Source organism: Nocardia sp. NPDC023733 (assembly GCF_040639775.1).
GTDB classification, from domain to species: domain Bacteria; phylum Actinomycetota; class Actinomycetes; order Mycobacteriales; family Mycobacteriaceae; genus Nocardia; species Nocardia rosealba.
Genome location: NZ_JBFAAN010000013.1, coordinates 1 through 17,195 on the forward strand (window position 1 = coordinate 1; position 17,195 = coordinate 17,195).

Annotated in this window: 18 protein-coding genes; 5 read left to right on the plus strand and 13 right to left on the minus strand. The window is 67.4% G+C overall.

Going from position 1 to position 17,195, the window contains the following annotated elements; all coding sequences use genetic code 11:
- Nucleotides 1–489 precede the first annotated feature (489 nt).
- Complete coding sequence (locus tag AB0F86_RS29255; protein WP_356987501.1) at nt 490–972, plus strand: MarR family transcriptional regulator; 483 nt, start codon at nt 490–492, stop codon at nt 970–972.
- 48 nt (nt 973–1,020) lie between these two features.
- Here AB0F86_RS29255 and AB0F86_RS29260 read toward each other — a convergent pair whose 3' ends face one another.
- Together AB0F86_RS29260 and AB0F86_RS29265 are read right to left on the minus strand one after the other, a co-directional pair.
- Entirely contained in the window at nt 1,021–1,425 is a 405-nt protein-coding gene (locus AB0F86_RS29260) for a hypothetical protein (protein ID WP_356987499.1), read from the minus strand.
- Nucleotides 1,426–1,502: 77 nt separating this feature from the next.
- Complete coding sequence (locus tag AB0F86_RS29265) at nt 1,503–2,999, minus strand: NAD(P)/FAD-dependent oxidoreductase (protein ID WP_356987497.1); 1,497 nt, start codon at nt 2,997–2,999, stop codon at nt 1,503–1,505.
- 64 nt (nt 3,000–3,063) lie between these two features.
- Here AB0F86_RS29265 and AB0F86_RS29270 point away from each other — a divergent pair, with 64 nt between their 5' ends.
- Entirely contained in the window at nt 3,064–3,621 is a 558-nt protein-coding gene (locus AB0F86_RS29270; RefSeq protein ID WP_356987496.1) for a YdcF family protein, read from the plus strand.
- 3 nt (nt 3,622–3,624) lie between these two features.
- On the opposite strand, the gene AB0F86_RS29275 is transcribed toward AB0F86_RS29270, so the two are convergent.
- The 11 genes from AB0F86_RS29275 to AB0F86_RS29325 form a co-directional block, all read right to left on the minus strand.
- Nucleotides 3,625–5,196: a Na+/H+ antiporter gene (locus AB0F86_RS29275; protein WP_181701412.1), complete on the minus strand. Its 1,572-nt coding sequence runs from the start codon at nt 5,194–5,196 to the stop codon at nt 3,625–3,627.
- Nucleotides 5,197–5,353: 157 nt separating this feature from the next.
- Nucleotides 5,354–5,959 (minus strand): hypothetical protein, encoded by a 606-nt coding sequence (locus AB0F86_RS29280; RefSeq protein ID WP_225282635.1) that lies wholly within the window; start codon nt 5,957–5,959, stop codon nt 5,354–5,356.
- A gap of 131 nt (nt 5,960–6,090) precedes the next feature.
- A complete protein-coding gene (locus AB0F86_RS29285) occupies nt 6,091–7,044 on the minus strand; it encodes an MlaD family protein (RefSeq protein WP_356987494.1) in 954 nt (317 codons plus the stop codon).
- Nucleotides 7,041–8,060 (minus strand): MlaD family protein, encoded by a 1,020-nt coding sequence (locus AB0F86_RS29290; RefSeq protein ID WP_357171748.1) that lies wholly within the window; start codon nt 8,058–8,060, stop codon nt 7,041–7,043. Before AB0F86_RS29290 ends, AB0F86_RS29285 begins: the two co-directional genes overlap by 4 nt.
- Before the next feature lie 29 nt (nt 8,061–8,089).
- Entirely contained in the window at nt 8,090–9,178 is a 1,089-nt protein-coding gene (locus AB0F86_RS29295) for an MlaD family protein (protein WP_356987490.1), read from the minus strand.
- On the minus strand, nt 9,178–10,185 hold the full coding sequence (locus AB0F86_RS29300; RefSeq protein WP_356987488.1) for an MlaD family protein: 1,008 nt from the start codon (nt 10,183–10,185) through the stop codon (nt 9,178–9,180). The genes AB0F86_RS29295 and AB0F86_RS29300 overlap by 1 nt, the downstream gene beginning before the upstream one ends.
- Nucleotides 10,173–11,177 (minus strand): MlaD family protein, encoded by a 1,005-nt coding sequence (locus tag AB0F86_RS29305; protein ID WP_356987487.1) that lies wholly within the window; start codon nt 11,175–11,177, stop codon nt 10,173–10,175. The genes AB0F86_RS29300 and AB0F86_RS29305 overlap by 13 nt, the downstream gene beginning before the upstream one ends.
- Nucleotides 11,177–12,208 carry an MlaD family protein gene (locus tag AB0F86_RS29310; RefSeq protein WP_356987486.1) on the minus strand — a complete coding sequence of 344 codons (1,032 nt, stop codon included), beginning with the start codon at nt 12,206–12,208 and terminating at the stop codon, nt 11,177–11,179. Before AB0F86_RS29310 ends, AB0F86_RS29305 begins: the two co-directional genes overlap by 1 nt.
- A gap of 4 nt (nt 12,209–12,212) precedes the next feature.
- On the minus strand, nt 12,213–13,079 hold the full coding sequence (locus AB0F86_RS29315; protein WP_067498346.1) for an ABC transporter permease: 867 nt from the start codon (nt 13,077–13,079) through the stop codon (nt 12,213–12,215).
- Entirely contained in the window at nt 13,079–13,924 is an 846-nt protein-coding gene (locus AB0F86_RS29320; protein ID WP_067498343.1) for an ABC transporter permease, read from the minus strand. Before AB0F86_RS29320 ends, AB0F86_RS29315 begins: the two co-directional genes overlap by 1 nt.
- Nucleotides 13,925–14,122: 198 nt before the next feature.
- The gene (locus AB0F86_RS29325) at nt 14,123–15,217 is read right to left on the minus strand and encodes an ionic transporter y4hA (RefSeq protein WP_225282640.1); all 1,095 of its coding nucleotides are present in this window, start codon (nt 15,215–15,217) and stop codon (nt 14,123–14,125) included.
- 103 nt (nt 15,218–15,320) lie between these two features.
- On the opposite strand from AB0F86_RS29325, the gene AB0F86_RS29330 reads away from it, so the two are divergent.
- From AB0F86_RS29330 to AB0F86_RS29340, 3 genes are all read left to right on the plus strand, one after another.
- Nucleotides 15,321–15,977 (plus strand): PhoU domain-containing protein, encoded by a 657-nt coding sequence (locus AB0F86_RS29330; protein WP_356987485.1) that lies wholly within the window; start codon nt 15,321–15,323, stop codon nt 15,975–15,977.
- A 149-nt stretch (nt 15,978–16,126) separates the two neighbouring features.
- Nucleotides 16,127–16,912 (plus strand): HNH endonuclease family protein, encoded by a 786-nt coding sequence (locus AB0F86_RS29335; protein WP_356987484.1) that lies wholly within the window; start codon nt 16,127–16,129, stop codon nt 16,910–16,912.
- Nucleotides 16,913–16,947: 35 nt separating this feature from the next.
- Nucleotides 16,948–17,172 (plus strand): hypothetical protein, encoded by a 225-nt coding sequence (locus tag AB0F86_RS29340; RefSeq protein ID WP_084457587.1) that lies wholly within the window; start codon nt 16,948–16,950, stop codon nt 17,170–17,172.
- Nucleotides 17,173–17,195 lie beyond the last annotated feature (23 nt).

Sequence of the window (17,195 nt, forward strand, 5' to 3'; positions counted from 1 at the left end):
GGGTACGCGAAGGCTGGAACCAATAAAAATATTGGCACTGACATTCATCGACACACTATTGAGTTCTCAAAGAACACACGCACAAACATCCACCCGCAACATGTCGTAGGGGCTTCAGCAAGGCAACTGTTCCAACCTAGCGCAGAGAACCAACCGAAGCAAATCCGGGGTTCTGGCCACTTGGCTGTCAGGCGCTCATCGTCCTACCTCGTGTCCCCGCCATCTCGTGGCCGGGTCGGTGTCCGTGTCGCTCTGACTCGAACTAAGTTACGCAGCCCCGACGACGAAGTCAAATCGCCTGGTCGACCGGGCGTGCCGTGGGCGGGGCGATCGCCTCGCAACTTATCGGCCCAGCAGGCGGGGCGGCGCTCATGCAAGCATCCCACCAGGAGACATACACGCCTCGCGTGGACACCGACCACCGTCCGATATACAGTTTTCCGACAATCAGCAATCGCTGAGCAAATATTGTGCGGGAAAGGGGCCGTGGTGATCGACGATCTCGACTCGGTCGAACGTCGTGCGTGGGGCGCTGTGGTCACCCTCGCGATGCGGGTCCCCAGCGTGCTCGACTCCCGGCTGCAACGCGAGTTCGGGTTGACGCACTTCGAGTACCGGGTGCTGGCTCTGCTCCAGGATTCACCGAGCCACCGGATGCGGCTGAGCATGCTCGCCGCGCGCGGGCACGGTTCCATTTCGCGCGTCTCCCACGTGGTTTCCAAGCTCGAGCGGGTGGGGTTCGTCCGGCGGGTGGCCGCGACAACGGGTCGAGGGGTCGATGCCGTGCTCACGCCGAACGGTCTCGCGAAGGTCGTCGAGGCGACGCCGGACTATCTCGTGGCGATCCGCAGATTGGTGCTCGACGGGCTCGACGAAGCACAGAAGGCCGAACTCGCGGTGCTCGCCGAGAAGCTGTCGCATCACCTGATCGGCATGCTCGGCGACTCCCCCGTCGGCGAGACCTCCGGCTGACACGACGACGCCGCCCGGCACACAGCCGGGCGGCGTCGGGTATCGATGTCAGACGGCGCGCGGGTGCCAGGTCGCGATCGCCCAGATCACGACCACGTCCAGCACGATGATGATGAGCGACCACCACGGGTAGTACGGCAGCCACAGGAAGTTCGCCACGATGGACAGCGCGGCGATCAGCATGGCCGCCACCCGGCCCCACGTCTGCCCGGCTATCAGTCCGATCGCGACGATCACCACGATCGCGCCGAGGACGATGTGCCACCAGCCCCAGCTGGTGAGGTCGAACTGGTAGGCGTACTCGGGCCCGACGACGATCAGATCGTCGTTGGCCACGGCGGAGATTCCCTGGAAGATCTGCAGCACACCGACGACCGCCAGCAGGATCCCGGCGGCGATGGAGGTGCCTGCCGCGATTCCGTCGCGGACTTCGTGTTGGTTCCTGTTGGTCATCACTCGGCCTTTCCGTCGATCAACGGACATGCCACTTCGGCATAGGCCAACGGTAGGAACCAGGTCCCCGGTTCACCTCACCCGTTGTGGGTGAATTCGCGGACCCGGTGCACCGGGCGAAGGGTCTTACCGAGGTCGGTGCGTAGGGTGAGCAAGGCGTCGAGCAGATAGTTCTGCCTGACCCGCCACGGATGACGGTCACCCTGCCTGGGGAACGCGGCGATCGAACGCAGGATGTAGCCGGCGTTCAGGTCGAGCAAGGGGTGCTGTTTCAGGTTGCGGCCCGGTTCGGGGACCACAGCGGGGGCGCCGGTGCGATCGAGATGGGTGAGCACCTTGCAGACCAGGCGGGAGGTGAGGTCGGCGCGCAGCGTCCAGGAGGCGTTGGTATAGCCGACGCAGATCGCGAAATTCGGCAGCCCGGTGAGCATGGCGCCCTGCCAGACGAATTGATCGGCCAGGTCGACCTGCTTGCCGTCGACCGAGGGGGCGATCCCGCCGAAGGCGAGCAACCGCAGGCCGGTGGCGGTGACGATGATGTCGGCGGGCAGTGTCTGGCCCGAGGCGAGGCGGATGCCCTCGGGGACGAAGCTGTCGATGTGTTCGGTGACCACGGAGGCCTTGCCCTTCTTCAGCGCTTTGAAGAAGTCGGCGTCGGGGGCCGCGCACAGGCGCTGGTCCCACGGGTCGTAGTCGGGGGTGAAGTGCCGGGCGACGAGCTTCTCGTCTTTGAGGATGCGGGTGGTCAGGCCGGTGAGGAGTTTGCGCGCGGCGGCGGGACGGCGGCGGCAGTACTGATAGAAACCGATGTTGAACAGGATGTTCTTGGTGCGGATCACGCGGTGCGCCAGGTCGGCGGGCAGCAGGCCGCGGATCTTGTCGGCCTGTTTGTCGCGGCCGGGAACCGGGCTGATCCAGGTGGGACTGCGCTGCAGCATGGTGACGTGCGCGGCCTCGTCGGCCAGATTGGGGACCAGGGTGACGGCGGTGGCGCCGCTGCCGATCACCACCACCCGCTTGTCGCGCACGTCGAGATCGGCGGGCCAGAACTGCGGGTGCACGATCGTGCCCGCGAACTCGGCACGGCCGGGGAACTGCGGGTCGTGCGGCTGCTGGTAGTCGTAATAGCCGGCGCAGGCGTAGAGGAAAGAGCAGGTCAGCGTGCTGAGCTCGGGTCCGTCGGGACCCTCGTGCGCGATGGTCAGCTGCCAGCGGGCCCGCGCCGACGACCAGTCGGCACCGATCACCCGTGACCCGAAACGGATGTGGCGGTCGATGCCGTTCTCCACGGCCGTCTCGCGGATGTAGTCGAGGATGGCTGAACCGTCGGCGATGGAACGTGCGGCCCGCCACGGCTTGAACGGGTAACCGAGGGTGAACATGTCCGAATCGGACCGGATTCCGGGGTACCGGAACAGGTCCCAGGTACCACCGAGATCGGCGCGGGCCTCGAGAACGGCGTAGCTGCGGTGCGGATGCTCGGTCTGCAGCCGGTAGGCGGCCCCGATGCCGGACAGTCCGGCGCCGACGATGACGACGTCGAGGTGTTCGGGGCTTACGGCGGTGTCGGTCATGGGCACCAGTGTGCCTGCTCACGGGCGGTGGGAGAAGACGCTGATTTCGCCTATCGTCGGTGCGGTGTCGATCTTTCGACGTGCGGGATGGTTGCTCGTCGGCGCACTCGTCACCGTGCTCGCTGCCGCTGTCGCCGGCCTACCGGTGTTCGTGTACCCGCAAGTGGATCCTTTGCGACCGGCCGACGTGATCGTGGTCCTCGGCGGAACGCCCTACGAACGATTCGACGTTGGCATCGAATTGGCCGAGCGCGGGTATGCGCCCGAGGTGCTGATCTCGCAGTCCACCGGTGCCGACGATCCGCTGATGGACAAGTACTGCGGTGGCCGATTCGCCTTCCGGGTGGCGTGTTTCGTACCCGACCCCTGGACTACCGACGGTGAGGCACGCGAAATAGTCCGGCGTGCGACGATTTACGGCTGGCGACACATCATCGTCGTCACGTTCACGCCGCACGTGTCGCGGGCGCGCTACATCGTCGGCCGGTGTTTCGAGGGCGAGATCACCATCGTCGCCAGCCCGACGCAGACGGGGCTCGGGTTCTGGAGCTGGATGTATGTGCGCCAATCCGCCGGGTACGTCCGAGCTTTCGTGAACCAGCACTGCGAACAGAACTCCTGAGAGTCAACGGGTCGGCCCGAGGTCCAACCGCCGGGTGACGCGGTCGACGACGTCGGCGGGCATTCCCGGATCGCGGCGAGCGGCCAGCGCCTCACGTCGGCCCGCCTCGACCACGGCCGCGCGGACCGCGCCGAATTGGGCGACCGATTTGCGTTCCTTGTCCATGGCGGCCTTTGCGTCGGCGTCGGCGGCCTCCGGGTCGGCTTTGGCGGAGAGGCGGCGCAGCCTGGCCTTGATGTCCTCGTAGACGTCGTCGGGTAGGTCGTCGCGGGCGGCGATCATCTTCAGCTCGGCGAGTTCGGCACCGACCACGCGCTCCCAGAGTTGCCGTTCGAGGGCCCGCTCCTGACGGGTGTCGGCGTGTACGCCGGTCAGGCGGACGACCAGGGGCAGGGTCGGGCCCTGCACGAGCAGGGTGAACAGGACGACCGAGAACGCGACGAACAGAATTTCCGAGCGGGCGGGGAACTCGGCGCCGGAGTCGATGGTGAACGGAACGGCCAGGGCGAGGGCGACCGTCGCGACCCCACGCATCCCCGCCCACCAGGTGACGATCACCTCCTGCCAGGTGAACGCGTCGTCCACATCGCGCCAGCGGTGGGTCACCGTCCACATGCCCATCAGCCAGACCAGCCGCAACAGCACGACCACGGCGATCACCGCGACGCTCACCCCGGCCAATGTGCGCCAGTTGTGGCCGGAGGTCTCGATGACCACCCGCAGTTCCAGTCCGATCAGCGCGAACGCGAAACCGGTGATGAGCATTTCGACGACGTCCCAGCACGAGTCGGCGATCAGCCGGTAGTCGCGGTCACCGATCTCGGTCACCGCGTCGGTGAGATACAGCGCGCACACCAGCACCGCGAGGACCGCCGAACCTTCGAAGTGTTCGGCGATGCCGTACGCGGCGAACGGCAGCAGCAGACTCAGTGCCACCTGAGACGTGGCATCGGTCAGGTAGCGGGTGAGTTTGCTCCCGAGCCAGCCGAGCAGCAAGCCGACCAACGCACCGGCGATCGCGGCGAGCGCGAAATCGCCGAGGGCGTGCCAGGGCGAGAACACGCCGGTGACGACGGCCTGGATACCGACCGTGTAGATGACGATCGCCGTGACGTCGTTGAACAGGCCCTCGCCGCCGAGCGTGACGATCAGCCGCCGGGGCAACCCGAGCCGGCCCGCCATCGACATCGCCGCGACCGGGTCGGGCGGGGCGACCAGCGCGCCGAGCACCACACCCGCCGCTACCGCGACCGCCGGATTCCAGGCGTGGAAGACGACCGCGACCGCGAGGGCGGTGACGATGACGAGTCCGACCGCGCGCAGGGCGATGACCTGCCACTGTTCGGCGAACTGACGCCAGGACGTGCGACGGGCGGCGGCGTAGAGCAGGGGTGGCAGGACGAGCGGAAGGATGAGGTCGGGCGGGATGTTCAGGCTCGGCACCGCGGGGATCAGGGCGAGCAGGCAACCGAACACCGTCATCAGGATCGAGGGTGCGAGTCCGAAGCGATCGCCGAGTGCCTCGGCGAGCACGGCGGCGAGCAGGATCACCAGAATCAGCACCAACTGGTCCATAACTGACCAGTGTCGGGGAAAGGCCGGCAGGTGCACGTGAGACCCGCCGCCATCGCACCGAGTACCACCGTCAGCCCGACTCCGTCAGCTGATTACTGTCGGCCACCAGGTCGGCGATGGCGAAAATCGGATGCGGTCGGCTGACCGGGTGTGTCGATCAGCCTGCTGCCGCTGGTGGAAGCAGGATCGGGGGCAAGGGGAAGGGGAGCTGGATGGCCGGCGGAGGAGGCGGCGGGGGTGCGGGCTCGGGGACCGGGATGGGCTCGGGTTCGGGTGCCGGGGCCGGTTCGGGAGGCGGGGGTGGGTCGTAGACCGGCGGTGCGTCCACCGGGGGCGGTGGTTCGTACGGGGCCTCGACCGGTGGTGGAGGCGGGAGTTCCACCGGGAGCGGTTCGGGATTCGGCGGGGGCGGTGGTGGCGGTGGTGGCGCGGGCGTATCCGGGGCGCCGACTGTGCACTGCCAGGTGCCGTCGTCGTCGACCTCCCAGTGAGCGACGATGCCGCCCGCCGAGCAATTGCCACCCACTCGTCTGGCCGGCCACGGCGGGTTCAGGTCCGTGTCGCTGATCTGCTGACCGTCGACCGACAGACCATTCGACCCCATCGGATCGACCTCGGAGTTGTCGTCGTCGCCCTGATTCGCGCGCAGCACCAAACCGACGGCGACCACCAGGGCGAGCAGTGCGGCGAGCACCGCCGCTATCGCGATCGTCCGGGTACTGCTGGCGGGCTCCTCGTCGGGGCCCTCGCTGCTGCCTGCCATCGCACCGCCTTCGCCGCGGACTTGGACTCCCTCGTTCAGGGAGGCTACCGCAGAGTTGCTCGAAGGCCGACGGAGTTCGGGCCACTGTCACTGTGCAGGGACGATACCTATACACAGCGGTTGCCGAAAATTTACTTGATCGCGACCCTTACCTTCACCGAATCGGCGTCGGTGTTGTGCAGCGCCTGGGAGACGAGCGCACCCAGATCCAGCTGCGGGCCGGTGGCGGTGACCGCCTCGGTGAGCGGGCGCAGCGCGGGCAGCAGGGCCGACAGCTCGGGACCGATTTCATCGAGCTTGGCGACCAGTTCCTCGAGCACCGGGACGAGTCCACCCTCGCGCAGGTACATCTCGGGGTCGCCCTCGGTGGCGCGGCCGACCGACTCGACGAACTGGTCGATCACCTGGCTCAGTCGGACGAACGCGGGCGCGGCGGCGGAGGTGGCCGGACCGGCCCAGGCGATGTCGCCGGAGACGTATTCGAAGTTGTTCTGCAGTTCGGCGATGGCGGGTGCGCGGCTCATGATGGCCGCCGCGAGCAGGTCACCGGCGCGGGCCAGTTCGGGGATCACGTTCTCGGTGCCGGTCATGGCGGTGCCGAGCGTGCCGACCAGGGAGTCGACCACCGTCGGGTCGAGTTGTTCGACGGTCTTGGTGACCAGGCGCGCCACCTCGGGAATCGACATCGGGGTTCGCACGTTCTCCCCCGCCAGCCGCTGCCCGTCGGTCAGGTACGGCCCGTCGGTGCTCGGCGGCACGAACTGCACGTACGGCTCGCCGAGGGAGGACAGGTGCTCGATGGTGACGATGCTGCTCATCGGCACCTTGTGGTCGGCACCTACGCGGAAACCCACGCGCACTCCCCCGCGTGCGTCGGTGTCGACGGCGGTGACCTCACCGATCTCGATGCCGGTCAGCAGGATCGGCGATCCGACGCTGAGGCCACCCGAGTCGGCGACCTCGAGGGAGGCCTCGGTGTAGTCGGCCAGCGGGTCGACCCGGACCACCCCGAAGGTCAGGTAGGTCGCGCCGAGCACGGTGATGGCGGCGATGCCGCTGAGCGAGGCGAGTGCTCCGATCTTCATCGCACCATTCCGATCATCCGCAGGGCGGTCACGATCTGGTCCAGCTGCTCCTGTTCGGAGACCTGCACACCGGTGACGTTCACCTTCGGGCCGCGCTCGGCGAAGGGAATGATCTTGTCGCGCAGCAGGTCGGTGAGCAGGGCCATATTGGTCGGGTTCCGCAGGTCTGGCGAGGCGCCGATCAGCAGCGGCAGGAATGCGGTCGCGGCCGCGTCACCCGAATTCGCCAGCGGTGCGAGCCAACCCATGGAGTGGGCGAGCGGGCCGAGGGCATTGAAAATGACCATCGTCTTGGCGATGGAGTCCTGGGTGCCGGTGAGCGAACGCACCGCCTCGGGGGTCAGGATGTTCGTGAGCTCGGCCTCGATGTTGTGCATGATCTCGGCATTGGCGGCGAGCCCGTTGACAAGCAGGTCGACCCGGTCGAGGTTGGCGGCCAGATCGGCGGCGTCGGCCCCCATCACCGCCGAGATGCGGGCGGTCTCGCGGGGATCCTGCGGCATCACCGAGTTCACCCGGGCGATCATGTCCTGCAGCTGACCGATCGCGCCGCCCTGCACGAACAGCGCCATGGTCGCCATCGTGTCTTCCAGCTGCACAGGGGGTTTGGTTCGCTCGATGGGGATGGTTCCGCCGTCGCGCAGCAGCTGACCGAAGCCGTCCTTGGGCGTGGTCAGCGCGACGTGGATATCGCCGAGAATGGTGTCCTGGCGCAGTTCGGCGATGGTCGATGCGGGCAGCGAGACCGACTCGAGGATGTCGGCCTCGACGACGACGTACCCACCGCGACCGGCGGGCGCATCGGCGGGCTGGACCACACGCACGTCGGTGACGGTGCCGATCTCGGCACCGTTGGCGATCACCTTCGACTTCGACGGCAGGTTCAGCGCGCTGGCGAACTCGATGTGGACGCGGTAGGTGTCACCGCTGACCGACGATCCAGGGACCGGCACATCGGCCGGATCGAAACCGCAGCCGCCGACGGCGAGACCGGCGGCTACAACCAGCGCGATCATGGTGCGCCGCATACTCTTTCGCGACCTGATCATCGGGCACCTGCCATTCCGAGCACGACTTGCACGAGGTTCACATCGGTCAATCCCTGTGCGGGATCAGGGCATTGTCCCGGCAGCACCGCGTTGAGGGCGGCGCACACCTGGTCGGCCTCACCCGTGGGCAGGGCGACCTTGGGCGGGGCGTAGGTGATTGCGGTGCCACCTGCCGCGCTCTGGAAGGCGGAGGTGAGCGCGGGCAGTTTCAGCACCACATCGCGCAGCGATCCGACGTTGGCGCGCAACATCTTCACCAGCGGGACGGCGCCGTCGAGGGTGCCGATGAGCGGGTCGCCGAGGATGGTGGTGAGGTCGTTGAGCATCGGCAGCAGTTCGCCGAGCCCGTCGAACAGCGAGGTGGCCGGGCCGAGCAGGTCGTCGGAGGCCATGTTCAGCAGCGGCGCGAGCCGGGTGAGCATGGACTGCAGGTCGCCCCAGTTCGCGGCGACGCGGTTGGACACCGACGCGAAGGCGTCGAAAAGGCCTGCGAGATGGCCGATGTCGGCGTCCGGCTTGTTCATCGCCGAACCCAGTTTGGTGATGAGCTCGTTGACGGTCGGGCCGGTGCCCTGCGTGGCACGGTCCAGCGCGCCGAGGCCGTCGACCAGGGCGGTCGGCTGACCCGAGTTGGTGCCCGAGAGCTGTTCGGACAGGCTCGCCAGGGCGGTGAGCGTTTCGGTGATGCTCTTGGGCGTCAGCGTTTTGGTGATGCAGCCGCCCTCGAACTTGCGGGTGTCCTTGCCGCTGGCCAGCACGGCCAGATTACGGTCGGCGGCAACGGAATACGCGACGGTGGTCGCCGAAGCGTCGGCGTAGACCGGGTATTCGGCATCGACCTCGAAATCGACGCGCACCTTGGGACCCTCGTTGCGGACCGAGGTCACCTCGCCGACGGAGATACCGCGCATGGTGATGTGGTTGCCCGGGTACAGGCCGACCGCGTCGGGCATGAGCGCGCAATAGGATTCGGTCTTCTTCAGCGGATCGAAGGCGATGAAGTAGCCGCCGGTGACGAGCGCGACGAGCACCGCGACACCGGCGATCGACATGAACGCCTGGGATCCGAGGAGCTTTTTCAGCATCAGCACGCCTTCCCCGGTAGCGGCACGCACACCCGTGCGTCCGACTGGTCGACGACCACGCCGGCCTCGGGCGTCACCAGCTGCGACAACTTGGTCTGCAATTCGTGCACCGTTCCGATCACCGGCTCGAACCGGCCGGTGAGTTCCTGCAGTCGCGGTAGTGCATCGGCCAGCGCCTGTGCCTGCGGTTTCAGGGTCGACTCCCAGCCTGGCGCCAGGGTGGCGAGGCGGTTGACCACCGACACCAGCAGCCGGACTGCCTCGGCCGCTTCGGCCTGTTTGCTCAGCAGCACGTCCTCGAGCAGGTTGACGTTGTTCATCAACCTGCCGAGGTCGGACTTGGCGCCGTCGTACATGGAGATGTACTCGTCGAGGATCGCGATGGACTTCGACACCTGCGACCGCTGGCGGTCGAGCATGTCGACGTACTTGCCGACTGTGTCCAAGGTGCTGCGCAGCGCCTCCGGCGAGTTCAGCAACGCGGTATTGGCAGCCGCGAGATTCTCGCGCACTGTCGCGCCGTCGACCGCGGCCAACGGTGCCGTGGCGTCCTGGAAGGTTTCGATCAGGCTGTAGGGCAAGCGGATTCGGTCGGAAGGAATCGCCTCATCGCCCAGTGGTTCCGAACCGGCGGGGTACAGCGCGACGTAGTGGCCGCCGACGACGGTGAGCATGCGGACGTCGAGGGAGGTCTGGTCGCCGACGAACACGTCGTTGTTCACGGTGAACCGCATGACGACCTTGTCCGGCTTCAGCTCCAGCGAGGTGACGCTGCCGACCGAGATTCCGGCCAGGCGCACGTCGTCACCCTCGCGCACCGACTGGGCTTCAGTGAGCTCGGCGGTGTAGGTGTGTTTGCCCAGCGGCACCACGTACACCACGCCCGCGGCGATGATGAACAGCACCACGGCGGTCAGGCCGATGATGCCCATCCGCAGCTCACGGGCGCGTTTGCCCGCTTCGTCGAGGATCGGGCGATCACCGGAGAAGAATTTCAGCGGTTGCATACGGTGACCTTCTGTCCGGCGATCAGCACCTGCAGCGGCGCGGGCACCTCGGCGGCGCCGTTGCTGCAGTGCGGTGTGAAGTCGGTGAAACCGCGCGAGAGCGAGGAGTCGACCGTGGCCAGCAGACCGGGCAGGCGGCCGAAAACCTCCACGGCCTCCTGCGGATTCGGGAACAGGGCGCGGATCATCGCGTCGACATCGGCGCCGCCGCCTTCGACCAGGCCGAGTGAGGCGAGCAGCCGGTCGACGGGGGCGAGCACCGAGGGCGCGCTCATCGCGAAGTCGGCGACACCACCGATATTGCGCTGCATCGCCTCGAAGATGTCGGTGAGCCGGGCCAGCAGCGGCAGCAGATGACCGACCTTGCCGCCGTGCCGGTCGGCCAGATCCGACAGGTTGCGGATGAGGGTGGAGATCACCTGCTGGCGGTTCTCGGCGTAGGAGGCGAGTTCGTCGATGGCGGTGAGCGCGGGGCCGAGGCCGCTGCCATCACCTTCGATCACGGCGAGCATGCTCGCGGTGAACTGGTTGATCGCCTCGGGCGACAGCGTGGCGAGCACCGGCTTGAGACCGCTGAACAGGCTGGTCACGTCGAAGGACGGCACGGTCATGTGCGCGCCGATGCGGGCGCCCGCCGCGATGCGGGTGCCGGGGTTGGGCGCCTGCTGCAGGTCGACATAGCGCTGGCCGGTGAGGTTCTGGTAGCGGATGGCCAGCTTGGAGTTGTCGTAGATCGGCGTATCGGTCTTGACCGTCAGGCGCACCTTGGCCTTGTCGCCCTCCAGCGAGATCTTCTCGACCTTGCCCACCTGCACACCGAACATGCGCACGTCGTTGCCGACCTTGAGGCCGTTGGCATCGGTGAACAGCACGTCGTGTGCGTTGGTGTCACCGGAGACGGGACGTTTGATGAGCGTGAACACCAGACCGAGCACGGCGACCATCACCAGTGTGAACACGCCGAGGCGCAGTGCGACACCGCGAATCTTCATCACGCACCGCCCTTTCCGAACAGCGGGACCGCGATCGCGGGGACACCGCTGAGCTCGACATCGAGGTTGAGCACGGGCCCGTCGGGACCGTCGGGCATGGCGCCGCGCAGGTTCTGCAGCAGGGCGGTGAGTTCGGCGCCGGTCCGGCGTGAATGCGGCGACATCTGCGCGAGCGCGAGCAGCATGGGCGCGAGCATGTCGGTCGACTCGGCGAGGTGGCCGCCCGCGGTGTTCAAGGTGGTGGTCAGGGCGGGCAGCAGGCTGCCGCCGATCACGCCGACGCCGATGTCGTAGCGATCCTTGTCGGTCTGGGTCACCTTGATCTCGCTGAGCTGGTCGATCACCTGCATGGTCGCGCCGGCGAACTGGCCGCCGCCGTCGAAGGCCGGGCCGAGCCTGCCGAACAGTTCCGAGGGCGCGACGTCCTGGTTGTCGGCGATGGTCTTGGCCACCGTGATGAGCGCCTGGACCAGCGGGGTGAAGGCCTTGAAGTCGGCGGCGAGCTGGGAGATCACCGTCGCCATCTGCGGGCTCGTCACGGTCATGCCGACCTGCGAGAGGCTGCGCAGGATCGCGCTCATGGTCGCGTCGTAGACCCGGGCGTTGTTCGGGCCGGTCAGGTCGAGCACCGAACCTGCCCGCAGCGGGGCACCGCCGGGGCCGCGCCGCAGTTCGATCTCGGCGATGCCGAACAGGTTGGTCGGCGCGTAGTCGATGGCGAGGCTGTCGTCGATGCCGTGCAGGCGGTGCTCGTCGAGCAGCAGCGCGATCTGCTGGGTGCCGCGCTCGCCGGGGGTCACCTCGGCGACCTCGCCGACGGTGACGCCGTCGATGCGGACCTGGCTGCCGGATTCGATGCCGTCACCGAGGTGCTCGGTGCGCAGCGCGATCCGCAGCCCCTCCTCGGAGCGGACGTTGGAGTACGTGACGTAACCGAGCGCGACCACCGCGATCACCGCGAGGATGACGACACCGGTCAGGCGCGAGGTGCGCCGATTCGCCGCGACGCCGGGCATTCCGTAATTCGGCACTAGCTCACCCCGTAAAACTGATCGCCGAGTTGAAGCCCCACAGCATGATCGACAGCACCATGTCGATGGCGACGATGGCCACCGAACTGGCCCGCACCGCGCGACCCGAGGCGATGCCGACGCCCTCGGGTCCGCCGGTGGCGAAGAACCCGAAGTAGCTGTGCACCAGGATCACGACCGTGCCGAACACGGCGACCTTGATGACCGCCGCGATCATGTCGAAGCCGGAGATGAACTGGAAGAAATAGTGGTCGTACACGCCCGCCGACTGCCCGTAGACCATGGTGAGCAGGCCGCGGCAGGCACCGTAGGACAGGATCAGCGCGATCAGGAAGGTCGGCACGATCGCGATGGCGCCGGCGATCACGCGGGTGGTGACCACGAACGGCACCGAGCGCAGGCCGAGCGCCTCGATCGCGTCGATCTCCTCGGAAATGCGCATCGAGCCGATCTCGGCGGTGATCCGGCAGCCCGCCTGGGCGGCGAAGCCGATGGCGGCCGCGATCGGGGCCAGCTCACGGGTGGTGGCGTAGGCGGAGATGACGCCGGTGACCGGGCCCATGCCGAGCATGTCCAGCGACGCGAAGGACTCGACGCCCACGGAGGCGCCCATCACCAGGCCGAGCACGATCATCATCGGCACGGTGCCGCCGCCGACGATGATCGAGCCGCGACCCCAGGTCATATCGGTGACCGCGCGCAGCGTCTCGTCGCGGTAGCGGCGCAGCGTCAGCGGCACCGAGGACAGCACCTGCCAGACGAACACGGCGACGAAGCCGAGCGATTCGCCCGCGCCGACGATTCGTCTGCCCAGGCGCGCGGGGGTGCGCAGCCAGTGCAGCGAGGTGGGGAGATAGGAGGAGGCAGCCATCACGCCAACTTCGTCGGCAGGAACATGGCGCTGATCTGGGTGGCCAGCAGGTTCACGATGGCGATGGACACCACCGAGAGCACAACCGCCGCGTTCACCGCGTCGGCCACACCGCGCGGCCCGCCCTTGGCCTCCAGCCCGCGCTGGCACGAGATCACGACGACGAGGAACCCGAAGATCAGGGCCTTGAGCAGCGACACCCACACATCGCCCGCGGTCGCGAAGGAACCGAAGGTGGACCAATAGCTGCCGGGCGTCACGCCCTGACCGCCGACGGCCACCGCGTACCCGGCGAGCACGCCGACGAAGATGATGAGCACGTTGAGCATCGGGGCGACGATCAGCATCGCCATCATGCGCGGGATCACCAGCCGGTGCACCGGGCTGATGCCCATGGTGTTGAGCGCGTCGATCTCCTCGCGGATGGTCCTGGCGCCCAGGTCGGCCGCGATGGCCGCCGCGCCCGCGCCGCCGAGCAGGAAGCCGGTCGCGATGGGCGCGCCCTGCTTGATGACGCCGAGGCCGCCGGTGGCGCCGAGCATGGAGTCGGCGCCGAGACTGTGGATGAGGTTGCCCACCTGCACCGAGACGATCACGCCGAACGGGATCGCCATGAGGACGGCCGGGATGGCGGTGACGGTGATGAGGCGCCAGGCCTGCACGAGGGTCTCGCGCCATTGGAACTGGCGGCGGGCCACGTCGGCGACGGTGCCGGTGACCGACTCCTGCGCGAGGTCGACCGCACGCCCGAAGGTCCGCAGCGACGACACCACCGTGGCGGTGAAGTTCTCGCGGACGATCTGGGTAGCGGAATCCGTCTTCGCGGAATGCAGATCGGTCGACATCAGAAATGCCTCCGGCCCGCTTGCGAAGCGCGGGGCAGGGTGAAATTCATACCGCACTCTCTGGCTTCGGCGTCGGTGCCAACTCCAGCAAGCTAACCGGTACTCTGCGTCACAACAAAATTTCGGGTGGGTGACCCTCGTCGCTTTTCCGCTGTTTCGATGACAGGATCACGCGGGTTGTGATCCGCGACACCGCACCTACGGGCTTGCGGCGAGGAACACGAAAGCCGCGAACAACGCCAGGTGCACACCGCCCTGCAGCAAGGTGGCCCGACCTGGCACAACGGTCAGCGTGCCGACCACGAAGGTCAGCGCGAGCAGCACCATCTGAGTCGCACCGAGGCCGAGGACCAGCGGCCCGCTCAGCCAGATTGTGGCGATCGCGATCACCGGAATGGTCAGCCCGATACTGGCCATCGCCGAACCCAGCGCCAGGTTCAGGCCGATCTGCACTTGGTTGCGCCGCGCGGAGTTGACCGCGGCCAGCGTCTCGGGCAGCAACACCAGCATCGCGATCACCACACCGACCGCGGCCTGCGGCAGCCCCGCCGAGGCGATGCCCGATTCCAGCGCGGGCGAGACCACCTTCGCCAGGCCGACGACACAGACCAGGGCGAGCACAAGCATGCCGAGGCTGGTCAGGGCGATCCGGTTCGACGGCAGCTCCGCGTGCATCCCCTCGTCCTCGTCGATCGCGCCGCTGGCCTCCACCGGGAGGAAATCGTCAGGGTGACGCACGGTCTGCACCATCACGAACAGCCCGTAGAGCGCCAGCGAGGCGACCGCGGCGAAGGCGAGCTGCGCCGGGGAGAACTCCGGGCCGGGCTTGCTCGTGGTGAAGGTCGGCAGCACCAGGCTCAGCGTGGCCAAGGTGGCCACCGTCGCCAGGGCCGCGCCCGTGCCCTCCGGGTTGAACACCGCGATCCGGCGCCGCAGCGCACCGACCAGCAGCACGAGACCGAAGATGCCGTTGCAGGTGATCATCACCGCCGCGAAGACCGTGTCGCGCGCCAGCGACGCCGCCTTGTCACCACCGGAGATCATCATGGTGACGATCAGGGCCACCTCGATCACGGTGACCGCCACCGCGAGGATCAGCGCACCGTACGGTTCGCCGACCCGATGGGCCACCACCTCGGCGTGATAGACCGCCGAGAGCACCGCCCCGACCAGCACGGCACTGACCACTGCCACCACCACGCCCGGTATCTCGCGCCCCCAGGTGACGGCGAGTACGAGCGCGGCGAGAATCGGTACGAAGAGGGTCCATCTGGTCGTCAATGCGGCGATCATGATCTCCATCGTTCCAGGTGTGTGACACCAGCGGCCGGATGCGCGGCCGCGAACATGCGCCGATGGATTCACAGTCGCGCTGCGATGGGGAACAATTCAGCGCGTGCGGACCCAGTTCACCCTCGAGCTCTTGGCGCTGTCCAACGAGCTCACCCACATGTCGCGGCTGGCCCATGACGCGACCGAGCGGATCACCGAGGCGCTGGCGGGCGCCGATTTGGCGGCAACCTACGAGGTTTTCGCGCTCGACGAGCGGCTACAGCAGATGTTCGCCGCCTGCGAGTCACGCACCATGGCACTACTCGCCCTGCAGGCGCCGGTCGCCCGCGACCTGCGCCACGTGGTCACGGCCATCCAGGTGGCCGGTGAACTCTCGCGCATCGGGCGGCGCACGGAAGCCGCGGGACAGTACGTGTATCGCGCTCACCCCGACGCCGTCGCACCGGCGCCGGTGATGCAGGCGCTGGTGGCGATGGGCGGCCTGGCCGCTGAATGTGTTGCCCGGGTGAGCGATTCGGTCGCCACGGGACGATTCGTCGAGGACGACGGTTCCGACGCGGCCGCCATGGAGGACCTGTTCAGACAGCTGAACTCCGTACTCACCGCAGCCGAAGCCGGTATCGATACCGCCGCCGCCATCGATCTGGCCTTGCTCGGCAGCCAGTTCCAGCGATGCGTGGATCACGCCGCTCGCATCGCCCGGCTGATCCGCTTCCTGGACACCGGAATTCCCACCGAATCCGGTTCGCTACCCGACTGAGCGGGTACGTGATAGGCGAACGCTATTGAGCTGCAATCCGTTTGCCCTGGCCTGTGCCGAATGTCATAGGCGACAATGACCGACGGACCGGTATCCGCCCCGTAGGTTGTGCCGGTTCGCAGTTCGACGAAGGCACAGGTGGTACGGGCATGAAGTGGTCCTCGATCAGCGGCTCACCGGTCGGGCGCGCAGTGCTCGCACTGGCCGCCGCGATGGTTGTCGCGCTGGTGGTGACAGTAGCGAATTCGCTGCTGGACAAGGTGAATCCGACCGCGCCCGGCCCCGGCTCGGCGGGCGCGGCCACGGTGTCGGGCAAGGAGATCGGTGATCTGGTCGCCACCCTCGTCGTCGCCAAGGAAGGCGCGATGACCGGCTACACCCGCGAGAAGTTCCCGCACTGGGACACCAACAAGCCCGAACACGGCTTCACCGGCGACCTCGCCAAGTACACCAAGTGCACCAGCCGCGACGTGATGATGCTGCGCGACGCCACCGGCAAGGTCACCCTCGACCCCAAAACCTGTGAACTGACGGTGCCGTCGGGTGCCGGCTGGCAGGACCGCTACGGCTTCATCGACAAGAAGACCGGGCAGCTCGGCCCCTATAAGTTCATCACCGACCCGTCGAAGGTCGACGCCGAACACATCGTCGCCCTCGCCGAAGCCTGGCGCTCCGGTGCCGCCGACCGCGACGAGGACACCCGCCGCCGCATCGCCAACGACGCGATGAACCTGGTCGCCGCCGACCCGTCGGCCAACCGGTCCAAGGGCGACCAGGACCCCGCGAACTACCTGCCGCCGGGCAACTTCCGGTGTGCCTATATCGAGCACTACGTGAAGGTCAAGATAAAGTACGCACTGACCGTTGATACCGCCGAGCACACCGCGTTGCGCACCGCAGTCGACGACTGCCTCCGCCGAGGAGAGTTCAAATAAGCGAGCCCATCGAGATCACCGCCGAATGCGCCGTCATGACCGAAGAGGAAGGGACGGTGTCGGGCGAGCTCGACGTGATGCTCGACGACGCGGGTAAAGGCCTGGTCCGCTACCGCGGCACCGACACCTGGTACACCATCGGCAATATCGAGGCCGAACCGCCGCGCACCTGGGAGTGCGTCGCCGATCTCGTGAAAGCGATCAAGAAGGTGGCGGGCACCCGCGACGTGGCCGGGAACGCGGTGGTCTTCGAGGCCTGAGCGTCCGGCTGGCAATCTGGTAG